Origin of the sequence: Pseudarthrobacter sp. NS4, assembly GCF_024758005.1 — a bacterium.
GTDB lineage: Bacteria > Actinomycetota > Actinomycetes > Actinomycetales > Micrococcaceae > Arthrobacter.
Window position 1 is genome coordinate 161,366 of sequence record NZ_CP103288.1, and the last position, 25,129, is coordinate 186,494.

The following is a 25,129-nucleotide window of genomic DNA, read 5'->3' on the forward strand; positions in this document are numbered from 1 at the left end:
AACACACGAGGGAGGGTTAGCGGCCGGAACCCAGGAGCCGCCGCTGGGGGTATCGCTGGGCTTGGGGGAGCATTCGTGCTTGGCAAGGGTCAAACTCCACGTCACTCCGCTCCGTCGTCGCTGTCGCCGCCTTGCGGGCCCCGGTTCCCGTAATCCCATAAAAACATCTGGCGCCACGAAAACAAATGTTAGACGTGGCTAACATTTTAGTTTTGCTGCTAACATCTCAGCATGACCGTTTCCGATCTGACCGCCCCAGCACAGGATTACCTGAAGATGATTTGGTCTGCCACGGAATGGTCGCAGTCCCCGATCACCGTCAGTGCGATGGCTGAACGCATGGGAGTGAAGCCCTCCACCGTCTCGGACGGGATCCGGCGGCTTGCTAAACAGGGGATGGTCACCCACGCCCCGTACGGCAGCATCGAACTCACGGCGGCCGGGCGCGAACACGCCGTGGAAATGGTGCGCCGGCACCGCCTCCTGGAGACCTTCCTCGTCCAAGTCCTGAGTTATGGCTGGGACGAAGTGCACGATGAGGCCGAAATACTCGAACATGCTGTCTCTGACACGATGATCCGGCGCGTCGACGAGCTGCTCGGACACCCCACGCGGGATCCTCACGGGGACCCCATTCCTGCCCCGGGAGGTCTCCCTGATCCGCCCGAGGGTGTCCGCCTGGCCGCAATTGACCCGGAGCGGCCCGTCACTATCACCAGGATTTCGGATGCCGATCCGAACATGCTGCGCTACTTTGCCGAGCTCGGGCTGGCACCTGACATCCAGCTCACGGTCCGGGCCCACCGTCCCTACGCCGATATCACCACGATTCACCTGGATGACCGCGCAGTGGATATTGACCTGGGGTCCGCAGCCGCTGAAGCCATCTGGGTAGTCGCAACTTAACTCCCGCCACCACGTGCCCCGACCCTCCGTGCGACTCCTCACGCGTGCGGCGGGTACACGCCGGCGGTACGCGCGGCTTCAGGGGCGGGAAGGCCAAGGGCTGCCTACCCGGAAAAGTAGGGCAAGGCTTATGGAATTTCCGGGTGGCACCGGCCGTCGGCCCATCGCACCAAGTCCTGCGCTTTCACCCAGTGAAGCAGACAGCACCCACCGCTCCCGATCACCGGGAAGCTCCCAGAAAGGCCGGCCACATGAGAGCCGATTACCCGACCAGGCCCGGCACGGCTATCGATCCGCCCGGCCCGTCCCGGATGGAAGGCGCTAACCTCCGGCTGGTCCTACTCGGCGTGCTGTGCACGGCAGGGTGGCTGGCATCCATCCTTGTCGGACACAACATGGACGCCGGGCCCGAACTGCACCGCGTCGGCCTCGCCGTGCACATCCTTGCCCTGGTGCTCTCCTTCGGAACGATTCTCGTCGTTGACTGGCTGGGCCTGCTCTGGCTCTTAGGCAAGGTCCGGATGCACGAATCAGGAAGGCTCGAAGCAGCCGCGAAACCGCTGATCTGGGGAGGCCTCGCCCTGCTCCTGGCCTCCGGCGCCCTCATCGACCCTGACCTGACCAGCCCCGTCACGGCCGTCAAACTCTGCGCGGTGCTGATCCTGATGCTCAATGGCCTGAGCATCGCTCCGGCCATGCACCAGCTGCTTGCCTTGCCCTCTCAAACCCGCTTCAGCGACCTCGGCCGAAAGCTGAGGCTCCGGCTGATGACCGCCCTGAGCGTGTCACAGGCATGCTGGTGGACGGCGGTGCTGATCGGCCTGATCAACAGCACCCTTCGGCGCTGGTCGGGTACCTAAGCATCAAAAGCACCAAAACACCTGTGCCAGGGCGACTTTCACCCCCGACAACCCTGACCATAGGCAGGTCGGTGCAAACGCGTCTTCACCTCCCTAAAAGGTAATTGCCCGGGCCAAGACTGTGGCGGTGAGGACTGAGTTGGCCCTCCCGGCTTTAAAGGTTGTTTGCTGCTGCCGTTCTGCGGTGGTGCAGGTATCCGGCGGTGGTGTCGATCAGGAGGAAAGCCAGGAGACTGATTCCGAGAAGCGGCAGGAAGTACCCGACAGCAGCCGTGGCGGTGATCAGAGCCAGAGCTGCCACCGGCGGGGTGCGTCGAAGTGCCCCGCGGTTGGGTGCCCGTCCGAAGGCTGCCGGTTTGCCGGGAGGGTTGAGGGCTGGGCGGTTCAGTGTGGGGCGGCGTTTGATCCACATGATGTAGCCCCAGATGATCATTGCCGCCAAGCCCAGGGCGATGGCGGCGAGGATGATCTGGTTGGCCAGGCCGAAGAGGACGCCCATGTGCGCGTCGATGCCCCAGCGGGCCAGTTTGGCTGCGAAAGGGTAGTCGCTGAAAAGGACCTTGTCTGACACGGCCATGGTTCCCGGATCAATGGCGACGGCGTCGACCTGGGTGGGCCATGAGCGGTCGATCTCTGCGACGGTCCAGGTTTTCCCGTCAGTGGCGGGAGGTTTGATTTCGGTTTTGACGCCGTCGATCCCTTCAGCGCGGGCCGCTGCGAGGGCAGCGTCAAACCCCTCAGGAGGGGCCACGGCCTGCTGACCGGCAATATATTCTGCATGTTCCGCGGCTGTGTGTTCTGCGTGGTCGGTATGCTCCTCATGCCCTGCGCCGGTGCCGAGGGTTCGGGTGTTTAGGTCAGTGGTGAGGGCGGGGGTGGACCAGCCGACCGCTGCCCGCAGGTTGGTGACGTTCGCCCCGGCAAAGGCGGACCAGGTCAGTCCTGTTGCTGAGAGGAAGAAGAAACCGGCGGCGAGCCAGATCCCGGCGGAGGCGTGCAGGGACGCGGTCCCGGCCCGGCCTTTGGTCGTCTTGTCCGGGTAGAGGTTGCCCTTGGCGCGGGGTTTGCGTTTCCAGCGCTGTACCCACAGGATCACTCCGCCCAGGGCGATGACCCAGAGCCATGAGGCTGCGAGTTCGCTGTAGATCCGGCCGGTCTCCCCGAGATGGAGGTTGCGGTGCAGCTGCCCGATCCAGGTGTGCACGGGCAGGGATCCGCTGGTTCCGTAGGCGGTCATGTCGCCTTTGACCGCTGCGGTGCCCGGGTCAACGAAGATGGCCCGGGTCTCTGATTCACCCAGGGCCGGATCGATGAACATCACCCGCGTCGTTGTTCCGTCTGTTCCAGGGCGGACGGCGGCCGGCATCTGGTTGGTGCCCAGGTGGGCCCGGGCGGCGTCTATTTGGGCGGCCAGGGGAACTGCCGGGCCACCGGTGCTGGCACTGAGTTCGTTGGCGTAGATGGCTTTTTCCAGCTGGGGTGTCAGGGCGTAGAGTGCTCCGCTGAGCGCTGCGATGAGCAGGAACGGGCCGACGAGGACGGCGGCGTAGAAGTGGATCCGCATGGCCAGGGCGCCAGCCCATACCTTCGAAGATCCTTCAGCAACGCCGGGCCGGGACGGCGGAATGGTTTTCAATGTCATGGTCTTCTGCTTTCGTGCAGGAACAGCTCATAGGCTCTTTGAGCCATGAAGGGAGTTTGGTGTGTCCGATCTAGCGCGCTGGGAGGCGGGACACGGGTAGTGCACAACGGGGGTGCAACCTGAAGTCAGACGCAGCCGTGCGCCACCAAATGTGAATCCTCAGCCGATCAGGGCCTTAGCCGATCAATCGGTTGGACGGGGAGCAGTCTCAGGCGGGGACAGGGGGTCCCCGGAGCCGGTGGACGCAGGCGTCCGTGCTGCTGGCAGGGGCATGAAAGTGTGAGGAAGTAAGAAGGCATGGCGTTGGTGCCGGCAGTCTGGCGGGGACCGGAATCCGGACCAGGGGGCGCAGCCATGCCAGCAGGTGCCAGAGCGCTGTTTCGCCGCGGGCCAGCAGCAGTGCGGTGAAGAGAACTGCCACGGCATGGGCCACGGTCATGGGCCAGCCGTGGCCGGCAGCTTCTGCCAGTCGTTCCCCTGCCGTGGCCCCCGGTGCGCATGTTGTTGCGGCGACGGTGTGGTGGATATGACCGGCAGGGCCTGGTGCGGCGCAGGCTGTTTCGGGAAGGAACAGCGAAAAAGCTCCATGAAGGAGCAGTTGTCCTGTGCTCAGGACGGATGTCAGCACTGGTAAGGACAGCTGCCGCCGGGACAGGAGCACCACCGGGGGCAACAGGAGGGCTGTCAGGGCGGCAAGCAGTGTCGGAGGAGGCGTTCCGCCGCCTCCCGCGACGTGCGCGCCCGAGGCCAGGAACACCGCTATCCCTGTTACCAGGAGCGACCGGGAAAAGAGCAGGACGCCGCGCGCGGTAGCCATCGTCCCCTCCTATCCTGCCCCTAAGACGCAGACTCGTACGTGTTCGCCCTGTAGTCATGGTTCGTCACTGAATGCCCTGCGGATGTCCCGCCCGCAGCTTATAGCGCTCAGAAGGACACCTCACGCAGAGTTTGGACGAGGAAGCCGTGACATCCTCCGAAGCGCTGGGAGGAAGGCGAGCGTGACAACCTTCCGTACTCTTTGTCATTTGCTGGAGACTTCATTGACGTTTCTGTGGTTTTCGGCTGGTTCCCGGGATACGTTCGGGGGGATGTGAAGTGCTTTCCCCTTTTTGAACAGTACGGAGCTAAAAACGTGAATACCCCCAAAACTGAAATAGATTCCGTTATTGGTCTGGTGGGGCCGCTGGCCCAACCTTGCAGGTAAACGCGGCAATGGCCGCAATTGGGGGCAGCACCCTGGCTGGTCCGGATCCGCTGCTGGCGCTTCTGAACGGGGTTGCCCGGGGCGAGACGGAAGCCTTCAGGGACTTGTATACGCGCACCGCCCGACGTTTGTTCGGCCTTGCGATGAAGGTGGTCCAAAGGCCGGAGCTGGCCGAGGAGGTCGTGCAGGAAGTCTTCGTCCAGGTGTGGTCATCGGCGGGCCGGTTTGATCCTTCCCGGGGTGAGCCCCTGGTGTGGCTGTTCACGATGACCCACCGCCGTGCGGTCGAGGTTGTCCGGCGGGAGCAGGCCTGTCTTGAGCGTGATTCCCGGCATCACCGCGAGACAACGGCGCTGGGCCAGTATTCTGTCGAAGAGCTGATTCTGCGCAGGGTGGAGGATGAGAAAATTCGCGCCAGCCTGTCCACGCTAAGTCGCGCCCAGTCCGAAGCGATCACCCTCGCATATTTGGACGGGCAGACGTACGCGGAGGTGGCAGGCACCCTGAACCTGAGTCTGCCGGCGGTCAAGTCCCGCATCCGTGACGGCTTCCGCAACATGCGCCAGTGCCTGGGCCGGGAAGGTGCCGGATAAGAGTAACCGTGCTGGGCATCCCCAGGGCGTTATTTCACCGTGAGGGTGCCTTTCATGTTGCCGTGGAAGTTGCAGTGGTAGGGGTACGTCCCGGGCTCGGTGGGGGCGGTGAAGGTGCCGGTGCCGACTTGGATGTTGGCGTCGAACGCGTTGCCGGTGTCAGCGGTGATGGTGTGCGCCTCAGCGTCTTCGTTGATGACGGTGATCTCTGCTCCGGGGCTCGCCGTTTCCGCTCCCTGGTATTTGAAGCCCTTGATCAGTATTTCGGCCGGGGCCGCCGCAGGTGTTGAACCCGTACCGGAAGCTGTAGGAGCAGGTTCTGTGGTGGCGGCAGGAGCTGAGGGGAATTGTTCGGTCAGTGTGGGGGCCGCTGTGGTGCCGGACCCGGACATACCCCCGCAGCCGGACAGGGGCAGCAGCACTGCTGCTGCCGCGAGTCCAAGCGCGCTGCCGGTTCTGGTGTTTGCTTTCATGGGTGAACCTTTCATGGGAACTGCGGCGGGCGGGCTGGGTTGGTGGGCGGGATCCTGTATGTCAGGGGTGTTCGATCCAGCAGGCGAGGATGGTGGTGGAGAGCTGGTAGGCCAGGGCGTTCCTGGTGATGTTGTCCGGTCCCAAAGTGGCAGGCAGGTCTGTGGCGTCCACCTGGAGCACGAAACTGTCCTTCTGGAAGACCGCTGACCCGTCAGCGGTTTCGTAAGCCGGGAAGCCGAGGTTCGCGAGGCCTTCGATGGGTGTGGCGTCTTTTGCGAGGGCCTGCATCGCATCGAAGTAGGTCAGTGCCGTGGCTTGGTTCTTGGCTTCCTTGACGGAGATGACCAGGTCCCCTTCGTCCAGGTGGTACGTGCAGGTGAACGTGCTGTCGGCCCAGTCGTTGATGGTGTGCGGGTCCTGCTCAAGGTCCAGAATCGCTGTCAGCCGGTCCATGGGCTGATCACCGCAGACCATCAGGGCAGCCTCGCTGGGCCCGTCGATCGTGGTGGCGCCGGGTGATGATGTTCCGCCGTGGTGCCCGCCGCCGTGGCTGTCCGTGTGCCCGGCCTCGGGTGAAGTCACGGCAGGGGCCGATGTCGGGAGGGCTGATGGTGCGGTAACGGATCCGGCCGCTGTGGCGCAGCCCGAGAGCAGCAGGGCCGAGACTGCCAAGGAAGCCAGCAAAGGCTTGTGCTGTTTCATCGCTCTTTCCATCCTGACCGCCCCCGCACCTGGGGTTCGCGGCCGTTGTCAGGCTTTGAGGGTGGCGTAGATGACGTAGTTGTCATCAAATTCCCCGGTGGCGGCGTCATAGCCGTCGCAGGTGATGAGCCGCAGCTCGGACCCGGGAGTGTTGCCGTAGACCTTCAGGGTGGGGAACTCGTCTTTGGGGTAGAGCTCGCCGCGGTCAACGATGAACACGGCAGTGCTGCCATCAGCCCGGGAAACGGTCATTTCAGCGCCGGGGGTGAGTTTGCGCAGGTCCGCGAAAACACCACCACGGCCGTTCGGTGAGTTCACGTGGCCCAGCAGCACTGAAGGTCCGCGTTCCCCCGGGGTGGGGGAACCGTCGTACCAGCTCGCGGGTGCGCCGTTGCCGTCGTCCTGGGGCACCTGAAGGGAGCCGTTCTCCTCCAGTCCCAGGTGGATCAGGTCCGTGCGGACCGAGATCGAGGGAATGGTCAGGGTGACGGGAGCCGAAGCGGCCATGACCGACGGAAGCTGCTGTCCGGGCGGGGCCGCCGCGGGGGCCGGTGCCGGGACGGACGCAGGCGGGGGAGCGCTGGGAGTGCCAGGCGCAGCAGAAGCTGAGACCGAGGCCGAAGGTGCCGATCCGGCATCCGGGGTGGCGGCGGACCCGCCGCCGCAGCCGGCCAGGGTGAGCAGGAGCAGAACCCCGGCCGCCGTGGAGGCCAAGGGGCCTGCGCGGTGGCCGGGGTTCTTGGGTGTCACTGTAGTGATCCGATCAGCTCGTGCTTAGGCTGCTGCGGAGGTGCGGCGGCGGACAACGTAGGCTCCGCCGGCGAGGGCGACAAGTACCAGGCCGCCACCGAGAGCGAGGGCTCCGGTGTCGGTACCGGTTTCGGTGACAATGCCGGTCGCAGCGCCGCCTGCGGGCATTTTCATCTGCCCGGCCGTCAAGGTCCCGCACAGGGCGGGGGAGGTGGCGGCAAGCGGAAGGCTCGGAACGATATCGCTCTTCGCCGCCTGCGCGGCAGGGCTCAACGTGGCCGGGTCAAGGCCGTGGACAACCACCACTGCGGTGCCTGCTTCCAGGGAAGCCTTGGTCTCGGCGTTCAGTTCGAACGTGCGGTCAATGGTGTAGGCAGCGCCCTGGCCGGCGAGCTTGAGGTCAGTACCGGCTGCCGGGCTGGTGTCCCCGCTGGTGGACAAGGTGGTGAGGATGGGGCCGTAGGCCGGGTCACCCTCGGTGGTGTTGATGACGCCGTCACCGTCCTTGTCAGCGGACGGGTCCGGGCAGGTGCCCTGCTTGCCGCCGTGGATGTGCTGGACGTGCGGGTACGGGGCGTCCATGAACGTTGCCGGCAGGCCGGAAACGTTCAGGACGACGTGGGCCTGGTTGCCCGTGACGTCAACGGTGACGGTGCCAGAGGCTGAGCTGCCGTTCAGCTGGCCCAGGGTGGTCTGGTAGGACTGGTCAGCGGCCATGGCCGGGGAACCGGAAAGGGCAAGGACGCCCAAAGCGAGAGTGGGAACTGCCATAAAGCGGAGTGTCTTATTCATTGGAAAGATCTCCTCATACACGCGCGTGTGATGTTGATGCCCCCAAGAGGGGACAACAGTACTTCGCAACCGCTCCGGAAAAGGATGGGTGCCCATGTGGCTCAATTCACATTTTTTGGGCATGCTGCCGCTTAACGGCTCCAGGCACACTTCAAATGTCCTGATCTGGCTGGTTTAAGCAGCCGAGGCGCCGCGGCCCCGGCCCCGGGCAACCCGCCCTGATCCAGCCTGGCTCCTGTGCAGCAGGGCGTACCCGGCCACCGCAAGTGCCCCGGCGGCCGCTTCCGCGACGGCAGTGATGACCTTGGCCGTGTACCAGACCGGTTCATACATCGAAGGCAACGGCCCGATAGCCGGGACCTGGACATACCGGTAAAGGATGACCCCAGCCAGGGACGACAACGCCACCACGGCAGCAGCAGCGAAAGCCGTACGGGAGCCTTTGAGCAGCACGAACACCGCTGCCAGGGCAGCGGCTCCGGCCTGGACCAAAAACAAGGTGCCCTGGCCGACGCCACCGGGGGCCGCCTGCTGGTAGCCCGGGGCGAGCTGGACATGGATCACGGCGCTGACCACCAGACCCGCCGCGACACCGGCACGCAACACCCACAGGGACCGGTCATGCGCTTTCACTCCAGGGTGGTTCATTTCACGACCAGCCTCCCGGTCATCTGCGGATGGAAGGTGCAAATGATCTCGTACTCACCCGGGGCATCAGGCGCCTGGACGATCGCCGTTCCGCCTCCCGGGACCTCCACATCGAACCCGCCCTCGTCCTTGGCAGTGACGGTGTGCGGGGCGCTGTCAGCGTTCGTCACCGTCACCATCGACCCCGGCTTCACCGAGCCCGGAACCTCATACTTGAAATCCTTAACAGTGATGACCGCTGCGCCGGCCTGTGCCGATCCATTCGCTGACGGGGCAGCGGAACCGGCTCCGGGCGGGGCGGAATAGTCCCCGCCCTGTCCGGCGCACCCGGTAATGGCCACCAACGACACGGCGGTGACCAGGGTCAGACTCCGGTTGATCCTTTTCATGACAAACCCCTTCGAAGGGGATGTGTCCTCCACCCGCCGGTCGGCGCGCCCATCAGGAAACTACCCCACAGGCTATTCGTCACGCCTACGCGCATGGACTGCCGGTCACGATGAGAACCCCTTCCCGGGATTGTTGTTCCCGGGGCAACTGCTTCCGGCGCCGGGCTAGGCGCGTGGCCGGTTCCCGCTGTAGATTTCCTGCATCGGTGCGACTGGCTCGAAAGCGCATCGCTCCTGACATGCGTTGATGAAAGAGAGCTGCCATGAGTCATCCTCACTTTGAGGTTTTTCTCGCCCAGGCCATTGACGAAGAACGGCACAAGGAGGATGGCCTTAGCCCGGATGAGCTGTACGGGCTTTACACGAGCTGGTGTCTGCTGAACAGGGAGGAAGCCCAGGCTCCCGAGGCCCTCTGGGAGGCTCTGAAGGCCCACCGGATCAAACCCGGGCACAACCATGTGGGGATGAAAGGCCCGGCAGCCGCGAACTACATCATCGCCAGCGCACCCGACCTGGTCTGACCGAACAGAGCGACCGCCGCAAACCCTAGCAACCGGTAGCGGTGCCCGGGTCAGGCGGATATTTCTTCGAGTACCCAGGTGAGGATTTTCAGGTCGAAGGGGCTCCGTTCGTACACCCCGTACAGGTAGGCCTGGAACTCGAAGAACTGGGCATCGCCGCCGTTGGCCCAGTACCTTACCCACAGCTCGTGGAGGTACCCCGCGTCCTGTTCAATAAGCTTTCGCGCCGTCAGTCGTGGATCTTCCATAACAAGTGCTCCGTAAAGCCCGCGGCTTGGTGGCGCGGCGTATAGTCTCCCACCCTTTGCCGCCACTGCTGGAGCTAGCATCCATGATGTCAGGTCCCGCCGCCCAAATCATTCGGTCCCGGAGGGGTTGTGGCATGCCTTCCCCAAAAAGGCGTTACCTACTTCCCCCATAAAAGTAGGTAACGCCCCCACAGCAGCCCCTAACGGGAGAGGACAATCCTGGGAACAGATCGGCAAGAGAACCTTCGTCCGCAACGGAAGAACCCTGCCCGCGCCGCTGCACCGGCTGTACTACCCGGAATGGTCCGGCAGGCTCAGCAGGAAGAAGGCCGCCCACCGTCATTGTCTGCAGCCCGGCGGATCCCCATACGCCTTCTGGACTTCCGGTGCAATGACCGGATCCGATGCATCCACTGAACATCCACTCGATGTCGTAATCAGTCACCTGTAGCGTCTTTCAAGGAAAGCCCATCGGTCCCCCCATCGGTGGGCTTTCTTGCGTTTATCGGCAAGTGCCGGACGGAAACCGAGGACCGTACCGTCGCGGGCCCGGTCATCCCATCGAGGAGGTCCTTGAAAGGACCGAGCGGAATACCGGGTAAATCTATGCATCATCGACCAGAAACCCCAGCCTTCCCCAGCCGAGCAGCAAGTACTCCGGACACCCGCCACAAACGGCCGAAAACGACATCGACACAACGGAGCTGTCGCCGTACTATCCACTTTCTCAAAGACCATGAGTTCCAAGAACAGTTCGAATGGAGCGCAGCATTTGGCTGCGGCCCACATCCTGGTCCTGCCCCGCCCCGTCAGCCCTGTTTATGAAACTGGAGGCTCTGCCTGCGAAACCGGGTGAGGCTAGGGCACGGCCGGTCTGCAGCACTGAATTGTGCCGGCTGTCGAAGCAGTTGCGCGCAGACGGGATCAAGCTCCCCGTGCCTGCGGTGCAGACGCTGCAGGCACGAGCGGATGTACTTCCTGGGGAAGGAAAGCCGTGGACGACAGGTGCCCCTGCGCCCCACCACTGGGCTTGGATGGCTGGCTTAGCCAACCAGGGAGGCCGGGCGACCGTCCGAGCAGACAATGGGCTGACGCTCATCTTTTAGTTGGTGTCTGCAGGCCGGAATGTGGCCCCTGCATCGCTGGACAGGACCAGCCCTTCGGTGGTCGCGGCCCAGATCCACGGTTTGCCTTCGGTTTGTTTGACGGCGGTCACCGCCTGGACCTTTCCCTCGATCTGTCCGGTGCGGGACCAGGTGCTTCCGGCGTCGGCTGAGTAGTGGACGGAACCGTCCGGTTCGATGCCGACGACTTCGGTGCCGCCGGCGAACGTGGCGAACTGGATGATGGGGGCCGTGGTGTTCAGTTCCCAGGTTTTCCCGCCGTCGGTGGAGCGTTGGAGCCCTTCACGGGTGGTGGCAAGAACGGTGTCGGTTTCCGGGGTTCCGGCCAGAACGGCGGGAACGAATTCGGTGCTGGCTGCAGACCAGGTTTTTCCGTCGGGGCTGGTCTGGAGCGTCCCGTCGTAGGCGACTATTCCGGACTTCGTTGCCGCTAGGGCATGGAAGTCCGATTCGCCTTGGCGGGAGAGTTGCTCCCATGTTTTGCCGCCGTCCACAGATTTGATCAGGCCCATCGGGTTGGGCAGGTCCGAGCCGGGGCCAGGATGCCCTGAGGCGTAAAACACCCCATTGTCACCGGCTGCGGTGAAGCCCATCAGGTCATTGGTGTCCCCGATTTGGGTGGCGGGGGATTTGGTGACGTCAAAGAGGCCTTCATGGGTAGCCAGCAACACCTGGTCCGTTTCGCCGTTGACACTCAGACCATGGATGTGGGAGCTGGGAAGACCGGTGGCCGCAGCGGACGGTACATTATCGGCGTCCTGTGAGGCGGTTGTTGAGCCCGGGGAGCAGGCGGACAGGGTGAGCGCAAGGGCTGCGGCTGCGGCGAGGGCAGTAAGGGGCCGGCGGCGGGTCATAGAGTGCAGGGACACGGGAAACTCCAAAACGGGACTTGGGAAATTTTGGGAAAGCCTGGCTGCCGTGGAAGAGGCCGCTGCCGGAGGTGCGCTGGTTGTAGGGTGGCCGGCAGGTCTTTATTTCATCCAGGACATGCTGTGTGCTGCGTGTGCATGTCAGCGCAGCTGGCAGCAGCTTCTAGCTCGTCAGGTTATCTTCTCGATCTCGGGGATGTGGGCCGCTTTGACCCTGGTGGCGCCATACCGGCCCATGGCGATGAACAGCGTGCTGATGCCCTGGGGTCCGCTCCGGGACGCGGTTCCCGGAGGCTGCCGCGTCCTCTGCCGGTGCGGGGCGAAGGGCTTCGATCTGGGCGCGCAGCCTTGCCAGTTCTTGTTCCTGGCCAGGTGTGGCGGGCTGTTCTCTGCGGCCGCGCATCATGAACCACATCATCAGCCCCATGCCGACTGGGCAGGCCAGCACGGCAACGACGAGAAGCAACTGTTCCATGGGGGTCCTTAACGCTTAGAGGAATGAGCGGCAGCCGAACAGGTGCGCGTGCAGCAGCGAGACGTCTGGGCAGCCCCTCCGAAACCAGGTTTCGAAAACTAAGTACCTAAGTAGTTTAGGAGATGAGGTTATTGGTGTCCAGCCCGGGATGGGGTGAACGTCCGCTTCAGGGGCCGGGGGAGCTGGCGGAGACGATCGTATCGGGGCAGAGGTTGTGTCCGGCCGCGGCTGCCGCGGGTCCTCCCAGCAGCAGCACCGGGAGCGCGAACAGTGCGGCGACGGCCAGGGAGCCGGCCGTCGTCCGGGCGCGACCCAGGGGGTTGTGTGGGGGGATGAGCCGGCGCACTCGTGCGGCGGCGCCGGCGCCTCCGGCTGCAAGGGCGACGGCCGGGAGTGGGGTCTTTCCTGGGGAGGCGACGGCCAGCAGGGCCCCGGCGACGGTGAGGCGCCCGGACCGGGCGGCCGCTGCATCATCGGCCCGTAGTTCGATCAGCCTTGCCGTCTCTGCGGAGGCGAGCCGGAACAGTGCAATTGCGGGGAAAGCGGCTGCCAGTGCACGGGAAAGGCCCAGGATCAGATCGTGCCGCTCGGAGAGGTGGGCATGTTCGTGGGCCAGGACCGCGTCCAATTGCGCGTCGTCCAGGGCCTGCAGTGCCGCCGTTGTCACAACGGTGCGCCGCCGCCTTCCGGGCAGGCAGTAAACGGTCGATTCGTCCGAGTCCAAAACAATGACGCCGGGGTGGGCATCGTCGCGTCCGACGATGTCGAGGATCCTTCCGTGGCGGGCGCGCTCCCGGGCCATGTCCCCCAGGGCCGAGCCGAAGCACCACAGCGTGCGGGCGAGGATGCCCAGGGCGAGGGCGGCGCCTGTGGCGCCGGCGGCAGCTCCGCCGGGGGATGCGTACTGCTCCTGGATGGCCATGACGCAGGCCTCCAGCAGCCCGGCGAGGTCCCTGCTCACGCCCGCTATCGGGAATGTCAGGGCCGTCCCGGCCAGTGTGACGGAGGCCAGCGCGGTGACGGTAAGGGCCTGCCATGCAGCGATGGCCAGCCGGGGGGACCTGTCCGCCCAGGACCCTGCCTGCAGTAGTCGCGGTCCGGCCAGGGCGAGCGTGAGAGCGTAGGCGAGGAGGGACAGTGCGGCGATCATGACTTCGCGTCCTGCTTCCTGGCTGCGCTGAGGAGCCGGTGCAGTTCCTCGGCTTCCTCGGGGCGTATCCCCTCTACGAAGCCGACGAGGGCGGCGGTCCGGTCATCGGTCAGCGAGAGTGCTTCTGTAACGAGTCCGGCAACATAGCTGTCCCGCCCCGCGGCTGCTCCGTAGCGGAAGGCCCGGCCGTCGCGTTCCTTCGTCAGCCAGCCCTTGCGGTAGAGGATCTCGGTCACGGTGTGCACCGTGTTGTAGGCCAGGCTCCGGTCCAGCCCCTCAAGGACCTCCCGGACCAGCAATGGCCGGTCCGCGCGCCAAATCTGCTCCATGATGGCGCTCTCCAGATCACCAAACTTTGGCATGCTGCCTCCTCGGCCTTGTTCCCTACCAAGGATAGGAGATGGGCCGGAGGATTGCACCTAAGCACCTAAGTAAGTTAGGTTTATCTGGCAATGCCGGACCTTCGGCGAACGAAGCGCCGGTCTCCGGAGCCATTCAAGCAAAGGACCCAGGGATGTCCCGACCAAAGAACTCCGGCAAGCCTGCAGGGAGAGTGGACCGTGGATCGCAGCCGGTCCCTGGCAGCACCAGCCTCAAGCAACAGCGTGCGGCAGACATCCAGCAGAAGCTTGCCGGACACAAAGCCCAACACCGCAGACAACGGCGCAACCGGCTCATCCTGATTATCACAGCCTGGACTGTGGGTGCCGCCCTGGTGGCCGGCCTGGTCGTCTTCGCCGTCACCAGCACAATGCCCAAAACTCCGCCGGCCGCCATTGAGGGCGTCCAAACGCTTTCAGGGCTCAGTGCCAACCATGTGAACGGGCCGGTCGAGTACCCGCAGGCCCCTCCGGCGGGTGGGGATCATTCCCAGATTCCGCTCAATTGCGCCGTGTACACGGAGTCCGTGCCCAACGAAAACGCGGTGCATTCCCTTGAACACGGAGCGGTGTGGGTGACCTACGACCCCGAGGCGGTCAGCGGCGAACAGCTGGAGCTGCTGCGCAGGGATATCCCGTCGACCTACGCAATCCTCTCGCCCTACGAGGGCCTTCCGTCCCCTGTCATCGCTTCCGCCTGGGGTGCGCAGCTGAAGGCCTCGAGCGCTGATGACCCGCGGATCAAGGACTTCATCTCCAAATACCGGAGCGCAAAGTCAGCGCCGGAGCCCGGTGCACCCTGCACCGGGGGACTGGACGGCCCCGGCAAGCTCACGTAGCGGCCCCTGCAGCTTTATTCCGGCCAGGCACGGACGGAGGGCGGGGAAGTGATGATGCTTTTATTTCATCGCGGCACGACTTTTACTCCCGTCAGGCATAGGCCGCCTATCAGGGCTGTGATCAGCATGCGTATGTGGAGGATCGAGCAGAATTACGAAAGCAGGCGAAGGGCAGAATGAACATTGTCGACCTGGTAGTCATTCTTGGCGGGGCTGCGCTCATCGGTTTTCTGGCCTGGTATTTCTTCGCCCCCCGCAGGGCCGTCTCCGCTGAACTGCACGGAGGCGTGCAACAGGTGGATATCGCCGTCCGGGGCGGTTACTCCCCTGATCTTGTCCGTGTCACCGCGGGAGTCCCGGTCCGTCTTCGTTTCAACCGGCAGGACAACAGCGACTGCACCAGCCGTGTTGTTTTCCCGGATCTGCGTAAAAGCGTGTCTCTCGCGGCCTTCGACACCACAGCTGTCGATCTCCTTGTTGAAGAGCCTGGGGAGTATCCGTGGGCCTGCGGAATGAACATGCTCCATGGCAGGCTGATTGTTGAGTCCGCCGACGGCGGAACTGCAGCCGGTACTGAAAATGCCGGCCGCGGTGGCGCTCCCTTGCCCGCTTCCCAGGCAGCCGCGGCACGGGACCGGGGCGGGGAGACGGCCCGGGCAGTGGGAGTCGGGCCCATGGTGGAGTGGCAGGGCGGTCCTGTACGTGCGGATTTCATGCTTCCCGGTGCCCTGAGCAGCCTGCCCCGGGACAGCGGGCCCGCGGAGGCGGAACTGCGTGGGATAGCGGGAGTGGACAGCGCCACCGTCAACTTCGGTGCCGAGCGCGCCGTGGTGCTGTACGACCCGACCCAGGCCGAGGTTAAGGCCCTGGAACAAGTGGCGAAAGCCACGGGTTTCCCTGCTCGCCTGCGCGCCGAACCTGGCTCCTCAGGCACAGAGGACGCGGAGGCCGCGGCGCGCGAGGATGAACTGAAGGATCTGCGCTGGCGGGTCGGTCTGGGTACGGTGCTCACGCTGCCGGTGCTGTACGCGGTCATGGGAGAGCACTTCCTCGGAGACCAGTACGTGCCGGATATCCTGCAGAGCCCGTTGACCCAGCTGCTGCTGACACTGCCGGTCATGTTCGTCGTCGGCTGGCCCATCCACCGCATCGGCTGGCGGGCCCTGGCCAACCGCTCCGCGGAAATGAACAGCCTTATTACGCTGGGCACCACGGCTGCCTTCGGCTACAGCCTGGTCGTGACCTTTGCCCCGCAGCTTCTTCCGCCGGATGTGCGCGAGGTGTACTACGAGGTGGTGTCCTTCATTATCACGGTGATCCTGCTGGGCCGCGTGGTGGAGGCCCGGGCCCGTGCGGGCACGGGTAACGCCATCCGTTCACTCGTGGCGCTCACGCCCGCGACGGCGAAGGTGCTGCGGGGCGGACAGGAAATTGAGACGGCCGTCGAAGACGTCCAGCCGGGGGATGAGATCCGCGTCCGGCCAGGTGAAAAGATCCCGGTCGACGGCGAGGTGATCGATGGCCGCTCGGCGGTGGACGAGTCGATGGTTACCGGTGAGAGCGTGCCCGTGACCAAGCAGGTCGGGGACATTGTCATCGGCGCGACCGTTAACAGCACCGGCGTTTTCACGATGCGCGCCACCCGGGTCGGGGCCGACACTGCGCTGGCACAGATCATCAGGCTCGTCCAGGAAGCCCAGAGCTCTAAAGCGCCGATCCAACGGCTGGCCGACGCTGTATCGGGTTACTTCGTGCCCGCCGTCGTTTTCATTGCAATAATAACTTTCGTCCTGTGGTTCACGGTGGGCGATTCCCTGTCCTTGGCCGTCGTTGCCGCCGTCAGCGTGCTGATCATCGCCTGCCCCTGTGCGCTGGGGCTCGCCACTCCGCTGTCGATCATGGTCGCCAGCGGCAAGGGCGCCTCCCTCGGGGTCCTCGTCAAGAGCGCCGCCGCCCTGGAAACAGTGCACAAGCTTCACACCGTCGTGCTGGACAAAACGGGGACGCTGACCCGCGGGAAGCCGGCCTTGACAGACACCGCCCCCGCCCAGGGCTTCGACGCCGGCGAGCTGTTGCGCCTCGCTGGGGCAGCGGAAGCGAACAGCGAACATCCCCTTGCCGCGGCCATCGTCAGCGGTGCCCGCGAAAAAGCCGGGAACCTTCCGCAGGCAACGGCTTTCGACTCGGTCACCGGCAAGGGCATCCGTGCCACAGTGGAAAACCGGGAGGTGCTGGTCGGGAACTCCCTGCTCCTCTCCGATGCCGGCATCAACATTTCGGGGCTGCAGCCTGACGCCGAACGTTTCGCACATGAGGGCAAAACCGCGATGTATGCGGCCATCGACGGACAGCCAGCCGGTGTCCTCGCCGTCGCAGACACCCTCAAACCCGACTCCGTCGAGGCCGTCGCGGAACTGCGCCGGCGCGGACTTGAGGTGGTCATGATCACCGGGGACAACCGGGCCACGGCTGAAGCGATCGCCCGGCAGACAGGCATCGAACGCGTCCTTGCCGACGTGCTGCCCCAGGACAAGTCAGCTGAAATCCGTTCGCTTCAGGACGAGGGAAAGCTCGTGGCCATGGTCGGTGATGGCATCAATGACGCCCCCGCCCTGGCTCAGGCCGATGTCGGGATCGCTATCGGAACCGGAACCGACGTGGCCATCGAGGCCGCAGACGTGACGCTCATGTCCGGGGAGCTGTCCGGACTGGGCAAGACTGTCGCCCTGTCCCGGGCCACCATGCGCAACATTCGGCAAAACCTCGTGCTCGCCTTCGGTTACAACACCGCAGCCATCCCCCTCGCGGCCGGGCTGCTCTACCCGTGGACCGGAGCGCTGCTCTCGCCCATGGTCGCCGGCGCCGCCATGGCGCTCTCCAGCATCAGCGTAGTAGTCAACTCCAGCCGCCTAAATGCCTTCAAGGCACCAACAGAAGGGAAACAAAGCCGATGACAACGACAGGGAAAACCCGCCCGCGCAGCGTGCAATCGGGTAGCGCCGGGAAGGAGAAAACGGCATGTTCGACTGTGACACTGACGGCACGATGATGGGAATGATGGGCCCTGGCGGAATGATGGGCGGCGGCATGATGGTCTTCGGGATCCTACTGACGTTGGCGCTGTTCGCCTTAGCAGTCCTTGGTATCTGGGCTCTCATTGTTTGGCTGCGGAACAATCGGGCTGCCGCCACGGTGTCAGCCCCGGCCGGAGGTAACCGGGCCCGGGAGGTGCTGGAGGAACGGTACGCGCGGGGCGAACTGACCACTGAAGAATATCGGGAACGGCGTGAAGTCATCGGCGGGTAGGCCCGGAAGATCCTCCGCCGCACACGCGATCCCACCCCAGTGAGCGACGATGCCTAGTGAGCTATACATCCGATCTAAGTGGTGCTGGAGATTTGCCCGTGAGCGGTGCATCTGAGACCTCGAAGGCCAAGCGAGCCTTCGGGGCCTCAACTGCAAGTAATAGGTGAACAACAACGAGAAAGCGAATAAATGTATGAATGACGATGCTATGGATATGACGTCTATGGAAACTGCACTACCTGGCTGGTTGACCCCGGTGTCCTGGTTCTTTGTCGCGGTGGGAGTAATCAGTGCAGCGCTGGTGCTGTACGACATTTACGGTCGGCGCCGCCACCAGCCCAACGCTGCCATGGGATTCGTGTGGCCGGTTTCGGCCCTATACCTCGGGCCCTTCGGCCTCTGGCTCTACAACCATTGGGGTAAGAACGCTTCGCGGGGCAGGGGCGAGCAGACGGAAGACCTACACAGGAGAACACTCGCAGGTGGAGTCCCAGGCGGAGCAGCTGCGACCGTGGGACACTTCATCGGGGTTCCACTCGTGGTGGCCAGCGGACTCACTATCGCAGGAACGAACCTGTGGGTACTGATTATTGTCATCGCTTTGCTGGCCATCGCATTGCTGTTCGCCTTTGAGTACTTTTTTGCGTCCGCAGACCGGCACGGCCCGACGGGAAAGAGTGCCGGTACCGCCTTGCTGACCGCCGTCGTCACTGTCCTCGCCTTCGACATCGGCATGGGCGGATGGATGCTTTCCATGCACTTCGGCAATTTCATGCCGGCCCCTACCGACATCAGCTTCTTCTTCCTCATGCAAATCGGCCTGGTTCTAGGTTTCTTCACCGCATACCCGGCCGTCCGCTGGCTCATCCAGCGTCGCGTCAAAGTCGTCTCGCTGTAGTCGTTGCGGATGCAAGGCGAGGAGTTTTATGGCAGGGCCTGCGGTGTGCTGAACAGTGCGTCATGCGCCGGGCCCGCCGCCGATGCAGGCAAGCTTGCAACGAGCCGCGGCAGCCGCCGACGCAATCTCTCGGTAATCGCCAACAGCTAGCAATCTCTCGGTAATCGCCAACAGCTAACAGAACCTTCTTTGGCAGGTAGAGAGGCTTTTTCAAGCCTCTCCCCCGGGCTGATTTCAAGGGCCGATAACGGATATTCCGTTAAGCTGTGACGGTGAGCATCGGCCGGTTCAGCCAGGTAACAGGCGGGCGGTCTGGTTCCTGGCGAAAAGGCCTGCCCGGCTGGCGGGGATGAGCCACTGGGCTGCCAGGGTGTGGCCGCGTTGACGGGACCGGCTGGTTTTTCGGTGGCTGGATTCGTAGCGCAGCAGCGCGGTCGCCGGATCGTGGGGGGATTCGGCCAGGAAGTCAGCGAGCGTGAATGCCCCTTGCATGGCCAGACTGGAACCATCGCCGAACAGCGAAACGCAGGATGCGGCGTCCCCTAGCAGGCCCACACGTCCCCAGGACCAGCTGGGTATCCTCACTTGACTGATGGCGTCGAAGTACAAGTCGTCCGCGGCGCTCACTTGCTCGTGCAGACCCGGCAGTTCCGGCACATTCCAATTCATGCCGCCATAGGCGCTGAGGACAACGCGCTTTTGATCTTGAAGGTCTCGGTAATCGGCGCGTGGATGGGGCGGAGCGCGGAAGATGAAGCCAACTCCTGCGGTGCCGAGGACGGGATGTACTGTCAGCGACCTTCCTGGGCGGTTGTACATCAGCACGGTGTAGGGATCCGTAGCTGCCCGGCCGAGCGACATCGTAGCGATGTAGAGGCCGAGCGGGCGCACGCAGCGATCTTCAGGGCCAAAGATTAGCTCCCGGACCCTGGAATGCAGCCCGTCGGCGCCGATGACGAGGTCGAAGCGGCGCGGTCGGGACTGAGCAAAGGCAACGTTGACGCCGCCGAGTTCGGTGTACAACGCGGTGATTGAGTCACCGAACAGGAATTCAACATCGTCCTGTGCTGCCTCGCAAAGAATGCAGGCGAGGTCTGCCCGGGATATCTCGACGTCATCTCCCCGAGGCCTGCCAATCCGAATCGGTCCGATCCGATGTCCTGTTGGTGTTACCAAGGCAAGGTCCGGGGCGCGGGTACTGCGTTCCTTGAGGCGCTCCAGGACACCCATACTCCGCGCAACCTCGGTCGCCAGCCCATGGACATCCACAGGGGCGCCGCTGGAGGGCAACCCCTGGGCACGCTCGACAACCGAAACCTGAAAGCCATATCGGGCCAGCCAGAACGCGAGCGTCGAACCAGCTATGCCAGCCCCGCAGATCAGGACTCTTACTTGTCCCATGCATGTGAGCGTAGTGCACCGTTCCTCAGCCCCCTACAGCCAAACGACCTTCGTCCACGCCGCAAGATTTCGCCGCTCGTGCGGACACTTGGAAAAAGCCTGTCAACGGCAACTTAGAAATGACCGGTGGCGGCAGGTGTTTGACCGGTCGCGGCAAGTATTTTTGGACAGGGTCAGGCGCCCCGGGCGTGCCGGGTTTCGGGGCGCCTGTCCAGGTTTTGGGTTAGCTCATGGGGCGGGTTCCTTTCTCGTTTTGGGCTTGCATGAGCCGGACGGACTCGCCGCTGGTTTGGCAGAGGTGGGCGTGGTGGAGGAGCCGGTCTACGGTCGCGGTGGCGATGGTTTTGGGCATGAGCTCATCGAACCCGGAGGGGTGCATGTTCGAGCTGATCGCGAGAGACCATTCTTGTAGGAGGCTTCCACGATGCGGTAGAAGCCTTCGGCGGCGTCGGCGGAGCACCGGCAGGAGACCTATGTCATCGATGCAGATCAAAGCACGTTGGTGGCGCGGGTGATGGCTTTGTTGACGCTGTCATCGATGCGGTGCCGGCGCACGAGGGCGCCGAGGTCTTCCATGCTGCGGGTAAGGGAGGGGCGGTGCCAGCGGTCTTTCTCCAGCATAATGCCGTAAGGGACGTCGGTGCTGGCTTCCACGGTGAACAGCGATCGGCTCCGGCGGATGATCAGAATCCCGCGCCGGTCGCCGGGTGCTGCGGCTGCGCGGACCTGTTCCACGGCGCGGTCCAGGCCGTCCTGCAAAGATTCCTGGCTTTCGGCAATCACCTGGAGGAACCTGGGTTTTGGCGGACCGGGATGGGGGCATCGGGTGCAGTAGCGGTCATAGGCAACGTTTCCCTCCATCTGTTCCGGTGCGGCCTTGCGCACGGAGACGGTTCTTGTTCAGCTTCAGACCTAGCGGGGTGCCGTTATTCCCTGGTTCGGACGGAAAAACCAGGATGCTGTGCCGTGATCTGACGCCCGTTAGGCCTCCAACAGCATCGACGTTTCCCGGAACCGAAGCTTCCGATCTCCCTGATTGTGTCAAGCCCGTGATAGCTTGGCCCCCGCCGGTCAGGCGACGGATCGCACTGCGCGGCCGTCGAAGGGTGAGATCGCTCCGACATCTCACAAAGGAAAAACTCTATGAGGGGGTGGGCCCGGACGTTATATTGATGCCCGGATTAACATGCGTCCTTGGCCGGCGCTGACCTTGGGGGACCGTCATTTCTGTTCAGTACTTTTGTTGCGAATGCGGCCGTCCGGCCGCTCAAATCCGACGCGGTACCCGGTCGATCCTCCCCGCGAAGACCAGCCGTCCGCCCCGATCTGGTGCTGCCCCGACCCTTGGTGTCCCAACTCGATCGGGCGGCTCAACGGCCGGCTCGGATTCCGCCCGAAAGACAGTACCCGACAGGACATCTGCCAACGATGAACCCATCCGTGCCGAAGCACGCGCAGCCACCGGCCGGGCAGGCGGACGGTGAGGAGGGATGTGTTAGGTTCAGCTGCCTGCGGCTTCGTCGGCGTGCCTGGTGGATCCGGCCGTGGGCGGTGCTTCCAACCAGCGTGTCCAGTCTTCGAGCCTGATCGAGGGCCTGCCGAGCAGATACCCCTGACCGGTGGCCATGCCCAGACTGGTGACGGCATCCAGTTCACCGAGGGTTTCGATTCCTTCCGCGACGAGCACTGCGCCGACTTCCGCAGCGAAGCCGACCATCGCCGTGCCCAGTGCCCGCTGGCCGGGGTCGGTATCGATGCCGGCAATGATGTCCCGGTCCAGTTTGATCAGGTCGGGACCGAGCTGCAGGATATGACGCACTATGGATGCTGCCTACACTGCCGACGCGAACCCGAACCCCGCGTCATCAAACACGTCTGGCCGCGTCGCGCAGCGGGCTGCGAGACCTCGGCGACGACGCGTGTGCCGTTCTTATGACGGCAGACGGTGACAAGCCCGGACCGTGCCCCGTCCGTAGCTTGGCCGCTCAGCCTGTTCTCCACGGCGGCGGCCAGATCGTCCCGCTCGATCATCAGACTGAAATGCCGGCCCAGCAACTCAGAAGGTTCATAGCCGGTCATATCCCGGCAGGCCCTTGGCCCAGGGGCGCTTCCGCGAAGGATTCCGCCGTACCGACTCTGAGGGAGGCGGGGAAAGGATGGTGCTCGTGATTCCCTCCCTCGGTCTGGCCGGGGCCGTGATCGCTGCGGTGATCTGGCGGACCCGACATCAGAGCAAGGCAGGGACATTCCCGCCCGGCGCAGGGACGCACCGAATCGGTAAAGCGCCCAGGAATGTTAGGTCGCTGAGAACTTGACCGGGTCAAGGTCTGAAGCTGCCTGCGTGCGGAAAACGCGGTCCTCTGAGCAATCCGTGAGTTGAATTAGTCCTCGTCGTCCTCGTTCCTGGGCGTGAAGCCGGCACGGTCCACTTTGCGGTGGTTGCGCATTCCGGCAGTTCCTCCCAGTACCGCCTCGATCAGGGCTACCGCGGCCACAATGATGCCTGCGAAGATGCGGGTGGTGTCCAGGACCAGGCTGTGCCCCTTGGCGGGTGGCGCGGAGGTCATCCGGACCGTCGTCGGAAAAGAGCGATCCCCGGAATCCGCGGCAGGCGGTTTTCATGCCGTTCCGGTCTCGCCCGGGCCCTCTGCCATCACGGTTGACAGGCAGCTATTTTCCCGCTGCCGAGGCACAGGATCAGATCCGCGCGGGACTTTCGCCCCTGTCCAAGGGGACGAGGCGTGCCGCAAGCAACGCTCGGGTGCAGTGATACTCGGGTGCGGGGATGGCAGGAGCCCGGAGGAGGAGTCCCGGGCTCCTGCGTCTTTTCGTGTTCTTATCGGCGGGTTTCGCCGTTTGTGTCGGTATCGATGTTTTCCTTGCGGACTTCCTCATCTACGGTGACGTCGTCGGTGACAGTGTCCTTGTCCAGGCGGACGCGTTCGACCGGGACGGTCTCCTTCTCCACCACGGGGCGTTCCTCCTGGAGGGTGACCTCGTGTTCGCTCTCGGTCAGGTCCGGCCCGGACATCGCGGCGTCACGGTTCTCCTCGGTGATGGGTTCGCGTTCGAGCCTGACTTCCTCGCGCTGCACGGGAACGGTTTGGCTGACGTTTTCGGTGGTGACGTACTTGCGCAATCTGGCCCGTCCCGCTTCCTGCTTTTCCGTGCCGACACGCAGGCGTTCCTCCGAACGGGTCATCGCATCATCATCGGACCCGGCCCGGGACGTGTCGCGTCCGGTGCCGGTGGCTTCGTAGGTGTCTGTCCCGAGGCTGGTGTCAGTCCCGGTGTAGGTGGTGTCCCCGCCGGTGAGTCCGTAGTGGGCGTAGAGGCGGTCCTCTTCGGATGGTTCCAAGTGTCCGTCCTCCGCGACGCGGGGGGCATCTTTGACCTGGTCTTTGCTGTACGGGACGAGGATGTCATTACCGTCGACGCTCGCTCCCTGCAGCGGGACGAACGACTCGGACGTGCCGAAAAACCCGGTTTTGACGGTCACCCAGGTCGGGTTGCCGCTGTCATCGTCGGTGTAGACCTCTCCGATGGAGCCGATCTTGTCCCGGTCCGTTGTCAGGACGTCTCCGCCTGCGCCGAGCACGCTGTCAATATTTTCCCTGGTAAACATGGCTGATTTCTCCTTAGATACTGATTCCGGTGTTTCCTATTTCGGTGACAGTGGCCCGACGCGGCCACCTTCTGGAACCGGGCCGCACGGACATTAAGGCGGCCACAACTGGACGATCCCCGCGCCGTTACCCAGACGTGGGTGCTCAGCGTCCCAGGTTCCGTTTCCGGGGTTGGTCCTTGTCCCGCCTCTGCCCCGAGTCCTGGCCCGGTTCGGCGTCCCGGCTTTGCTGCTGCTCTCGGAGTTCACGCCCGCGCCGGATTTCTTCCTCCTCCTGCTTTTGGACTTTGGCGCTCTTCTTCGTGTCGCGCGGGGGCAACTGGATGGTTTCCTCCGCTTTGATGCCTCCCTGGAGCTCCCGGCCGCGCTCCATCTCGGCGTCGACCTCGGCACCAAACAGCAAAGACAGGTTCAGGATCCAGAGCCACAGGAGCATCACGATCACTCCGCCGATGGCCCCGTAGGTCTTGTTGTAGTTGCCGAAGTTGGCCACGTAGAAAGCAAACCCCAGTGAAGCGAGCACGAAGATCAGCAGAGCGATGAAGGAGCCGACGCTCATCCAGTGGATCTTGGGCTGCCGGACGTTGGGGGTGGCGTAGTAGAGGATTGCGATGACCACAATGACCAGCAAGACGATGACCGGCCATTTGGCGACGTTCCAGACTGTAAGGAACACCCCGCCGAGTCCGAGAACTCCGCCCACGGCTTCAGCCACCGGTCCGCTGACCACCAGCATCGCCGCGAGCAGCGCAACGATGACCACGCACAGCAGCGTCACGCCGAGCATGGTTCCGCGCAGCTTGACGAAGCCGCGGCCTTCGTCAATTTCGTAAACCCGGTTCATGGCCCGGCCGAACCCGTTCACATAGCCGGAAGCGGACCACAGGGCAGCCGCGAGGCCTAAGACCAGAGTGAAGCCGGCCGCCGGGGAATTGGTCAGTTCCTCGATGGGGCCGCGGACCGCGTCCATGGCCGTGCCCGGTGCGATGCCCTGCACGATCTCCAGGAGGGCCCCGGTAGTTTTTTCCGGCTGGCCGAAGATCCCCAGGAGCGAAACCAAAGCGAGCAACGCCGGGAACATCGACAGGACGGCATAATACGTGAGGCCGGCCGCAAGGTCCGGGCAATGATCCCTGCTGAACTCCCGGAACGCCTTCTTGGCAATGTACATCCAGGACGGCTTGGACAAATCAGTGGGGCTGTCAGGCTTTCGTTCATCATCCGGGGCCGGCGCTGTGGACGCCTTTGCCGTGCTGGTATCGGGCTTTTCATTCGTGGCCATGGGACATCCTCCAATGATGGTCAATGCCAGCGGCATCGGCTCCCCTGCCGG

29 protein-coding genes are annotated in these 25,129 nt (G+C 64.0%); 9 read left to right on the top strand and 20 right to left on the bottom strand.

From position 1 onward, the window contains the following. The first annotated feature begins 231 nt into the window (after positions 1–231). Positions 232–906: a metal-dependent transcriptional regulator gene (locus tag NXY83_RS00715; RefSeq protein ID WP_258804215.1), complete on the top strand. Its 675-nt coding sequence runs from the start codon at positions 232–234 to the stop codon at positions 904–906. Between the two features lie 251 nt (positions 907–1,157). Continuing rightward, the gene (locus NXY83_RS00720) at positions 1,158–1,766 is read left to right on the top strand and encodes a hypothetical protein (RefSeq protein WP_258804216.1); all 609 of its coding nucleotides are present in this window, start codon (positions 1,158–1,160) and stop codon (positions 1,764–1,766) included. A gap of 154 nt (positions 1,767–1,920) precedes the next feature. Here the strand turns inward: NXY83_RS00720 and NXY83_RS00725 are convergent, their stop codons facing one another. Both NXY83_RS00725 and NXY83_RS00730 read right to left on the bottom strand, forming a co-directional pair. Then, positions 1,921–3,408 carry a PepSY-associated TM helix domain-containing protein gene (locus tag NXY83_RS00725; protein WP_258804217.1) on the bottom strand — a complete coding sequence of 496 codons (1,488 nt, stop codon included), beginning with the start codon at positions 3,406–3,408 and terminating at the stop codon, positions 1,921–1,923. Positions 3,409–3,616: 208 nt separating this feature from the next. After that, on the bottom strand, positions 3,617–4,225 hold the full coding sequence (locus NXY83_RS00730) for a hypothetical protein (RefSeq protein ID WP_258804218.1): 609 nt from the start codon (positions 4,223–4,225) through the stop codon (positions 3,617–3,619). A 395-nt stretch (positions 4,226–4,620) separates the two neighbouring features. On the opposite strand from NXY83_RS00730, the gene NXY83_RS00735 reads away from it, so the two are divergent. Beyond that, complete coding sequence (locus tag NXY83_RS00735) at positions 4,621–5,205, top strand: sigma-70 family RNA polymerase sigma factor (protein ID WP_258804219.1); 585 nt, start codon at positions 4,621–4,623, stop codon at positions 5,203–5,205. A gap of 29 nt (positions 5,206–5,234) precedes the next feature. On the opposite strand, the gene NXY83_RS00740 is transcribed toward NXY83_RS00735, so the two are convergent. From NXY83_RS00740 to NXY83_RS00765, 6 genes are all read right to left on the bottom strand, one after another. Continuing rightward, positions 5,235–5,678 (bottom strand): cupredoxin domain-containing protein, encoded by a 444-nt coding sequence (locus NXY83_RS00740; RefSeq protein WP_258804220.1) that lies wholly within the window; start codon positions 5,676–5,678, stop codon positions 5,235–5,237. A 61-nt stretch (positions 5,679–5,739) separates the two neighbouring features. After that, the gene (locus tag NXY83_RS00745; RefSeq protein WP_258804221.1) at positions 5,740–6,381 is read right to left on the bottom strand and encodes a hypothetical protein; all 642 of its coding nucleotides are present in this window, start codon (positions 6,379–6,381) and stop codon (positions 5,740–5,742) included. Between the two features lie 48 nt (positions 6,382–6,429). Then, positions 6,430–7,131 carry a class F sortase gene (locus NXY83_RS00750; protein ID WP_258804222.1) on the bottom strand — a complete coding sequence of 234 codons (702 nt, stop codon included), beginning with the start codon at positions 7,129–7,131 and terminating at the stop codon, positions 6,430–6,432. Positions 7,132–7,155: 24 nt separating this feature from the next. Then, entirely contained in the window at positions 7,156–7,923 is a 768-nt protein-coding gene (locus tag NXY83_RS00755; RefSeq protein ID WP_258804223.1) for a CHRD domain-containing protein, read from the bottom strand. A 174-nt stretch (positions 7,924–8,097) separates the two neighbouring features. Then, the gene (locus NXY83_RS00760) at positions 8,098–8,556 is read right to left on the bottom strand and encodes a hypothetical protein (RefSeq protein ID WP_258804224.1); all 459 of its coding nucleotides are present in this window, start codon (positions 8,554–8,556) and stop codon (positions 8,098–8,100) included. Positions 8,557–8,567: 11 nt separating this feature from the next. After that, positions 8,568–8,960, bottom strand: a complete 393-nt coding sequence (locus tag NXY83_RS00765; RefSeq protein WP_258804225.1) for a cupredoxin domain-containing protein — start codon at positions 8,958–8,960, stop codon at positions 8,568–8,570. Between the two features lie 263 nt (positions 8,961–9,223). Here NXY83_RS00765 and NXY83_RS00770 point away from each other — a divergent pair, with 263 nt between their 5' ends. Then, positions 9,224–9,481, top strand: a complete 258-nt coding sequence (locus tag NXY83_RS00770; protein WP_258804226.1) for a hypothetical protein — start codon at positions 9,224–9,226, stop codon at positions 9,479–9,481. 50 nt (positions 9,482–9,531) lie between these two features. On the opposite strand, the gene NXY83_RS00775 is transcribed toward NXY83_RS00770, so the two are convergent. Continuing rightward, positions 9,532–9,729, bottom strand: a complete 198-nt coding sequence (locus tag NXY83_RS00775; RefSeq protein ID WP_258804227.1) for a hypothetical protein — start codon at positions 9,727–9,729, stop codon at positions 9,532–9,534. Positions 9,730–10,831: 1,102 nt separating this feature from the next. Next, entirely contained in the window at positions 10,832–11,722 is an 891-nt protein-coding gene (locus tag NXY83_RS00780) for a F510_1955 family glycosylhydrolase (RefSeq protein ID WP_258804228.1), read from the bottom strand. Positions 11,723–11,771: 49 nt separating this feature from the next. Here NXY83_RS00780 and NXY83_RS00785 point away from each other — a divergent pair, with 49 nt between their 5' ends. Continuing rightward, complete coding sequence (locus NXY83_RS00785) at positions 11,772–12,209, top strand: hypothetical protein (RefSeq protein WP_258804229.1); 438 nt, start codon at positions 11,772–11,774, stop codon at positions 12,207–12,209. Between the two features lie 154 nt (positions 12,210–12,363). On the opposite strand, the gene NXY83_RS00790 is transcribed toward NXY83_RS00785, so the two are convergent. After that, positions 12,364–13,347, bottom strand: coding sequence for a M56 family metallopeptidase (locus tag NXY83_RS00790; RefSeq protein ID WP_258804230.1), 984 nt, complete (start codon positions 13,345–13,347; stop codon positions 12,364–12,366). Next, the gene (locus tag NXY83_RS00795; RefSeq protein WP_258804231.1) at positions 13,344–13,709 is read right to left on the bottom strand and encodes a BlaI/MecI/CopY family transcriptional regulator; all 366 of its coding nucleotides are present in this window, start codon (positions 13,707–13,709) and stop codon (positions 13,344–13,346) included. The genes NXY83_RS00790 and NXY83_RS00795 overlap by 4 nt, the downstream gene beginning before the upstream one ends. Before the next feature lie 152 nt (positions 13,710–13,861). On the opposite strand from NXY83_RS00795, the gene NXY83_RS00800 reads away from it, so the two are divergent. The 4 genes from NXY83_RS00800 (at position 13,862) to NXY83_RS00815 (ending at position 18,770) form a co-directional block, all read left to right on the top strand. After that, on the top strand, positions 13,862–14,566 hold the full coding sequence (locus NXY83_RS00800) for a DUF3105 domain-containing protein (protein WP_258804232.1): 705 nt from the start codon (positions 13,862–13,864) through the stop codon (positions 14,564–14,566). Positions 14,567–14,742: 176 nt separating this feature from the next. Further along, positions 14,743–17,520: a heavy metal translocating P-type ATPase gene (locus NXY83_RS00805; protein WP_258804233.1), complete on the top strand. Its 2,778-nt coding sequence runs from the start codon at positions 14,743–14,745 to the stop codon at positions 17,518–17,520. A 64-nt stretch (positions 17,521–17,584) separates the two neighbouring features. Further along, positions 17,585–17,872: an SHOCT domain-containing protein gene (locus tag NXY83_RS00810; RefSeq protein WP_258804234.1), complete on the top strand. Its 288-nt coding sequence runs from the start codon at positions 17,585–17,587 to the stop codon at positions 17,870–17,872. A gap of 223 nt (positions 17,873–18,095) precedes the next feature. After that, the gene (locus NXY83_RS00815) at positions 18,096–18,770 is read left to right on the top strand and encodes a DUF4396 domain-containing protein (RefSeq protein ID WP_258804235.1); all 675 of its coding nucleotides are present in this window, start codon (positions 18,096–18,098) and stop codon (positions 18,768–18,770) included. Between the two features lie 288 nt (positions 18,771–19,058). Here the strand turns inward: NXY83_RS00815 and NXY83_RS00820 are convergent, their stop codons facing one another. From NXY83_RS00820 to NXY83_RS00845, 8 genes are all read right to left on the bottom strand, one after another. Continuing rightward, on the bottom strand, positions 19,059–20,171 hold the full coding sequence (locus tag NXY83_RS00820) for an FAD-dependent monooxygenase (RefSeq protein ID WP_258804236.1): 1,113 nt from the start codon (positions 20,169–20,171) through the stop codon (positions 19,059–19,061). Between the two features lie 223 nt (positions 20,172–20,394). Further along, positions 20,395–20,631 carry an ATP-binding protein gene (locus NXY83_RS20965; protein ID WP_397427543.1) on the bottom strand — a complete coding sequence of 79 codons (237 nt, stop codon included), beginning with the start codon at positions 20,629–20,631 and terminating at the stop codon, positions 20,395–20,397. A 29-nt stretch (positions 20,632–20,660) separates the two neighbouring features. Next, on the bottom strand, positions 20,661–21,056 hold the full coding sequence (locus NXY83_RS20875; protein WP_309484112.1) for a hypothetical protein: 396 nt from the start codon (positions 21,054–21,056) through the stop codon (positions 20,661–20,663). 616 nt (positions 21,057–21,672) lie between these two features. Beyond that, the gene (locus NXY83_RS00830; protein WP_258804237.1) at positions 21,673–21,990 is read right to left on the bottom strand and encodes an EAL domain-containing protein; all 318 of its coding nucleotides are present in this window, start codon (positions 21,988–21,990) and stop codon (positions 21,673–21,675) included. After that, on the bottom strand, positions 21,990–22,418 hold the full coding sequence (locus NXY83_RS20970) for a PAS domain S-box protein (RefSeq protein ID WP_397427544.1): 429 nt from the start codon (positions 22,416–22,418) through the stop codon (positions 21,990–21,992). The genes NXY83_RS00830 and NXY83_RS20970 overlap by 1 nt, the downstream gene beginning before the upstream one ends. 134 nt (positions 22,419–22,552) lie before the next feature. Further along, complete coding sequence (locus NXY83_RS00835; protein ID WP_258806408.1) at positions 22,553–22,738, bottom strand: hypothetical protein; 186 nt, start codon at positions 22,736–22,738, stop codon at positions 22,553–22,555. 269 nt (positions 22,739–23,007) lie between these two features. Then, positions 23,008–23,796 carry a PRC and DUF2382 domain-containing protein gene (locus tag NXY83_RS00840; protein WP_258804238.1) on the bottom strand — a complete coding sequence of 263 codons (789 nt, stop codon included), beginning with the start codon at positions 23,794–23,796 and terminating at the stop codon, positions 23,008–23,010. Between the two features lie 145 nt (positions 23,797–23,941). Beyond that, positions 23,942–25,078: a YihY/virulence factor BrkB family protein gene (locus NXY83_RS00845; protein ID WP_258804239.1), complete on the bottom strand. Its 1,137-nt coding sequence runs from the start codon at positions 25,076–25,078 to the stop codon at positions 23,942–23,944. Positions 25,079–25,129: the final 51 nt, after the last annotated feature.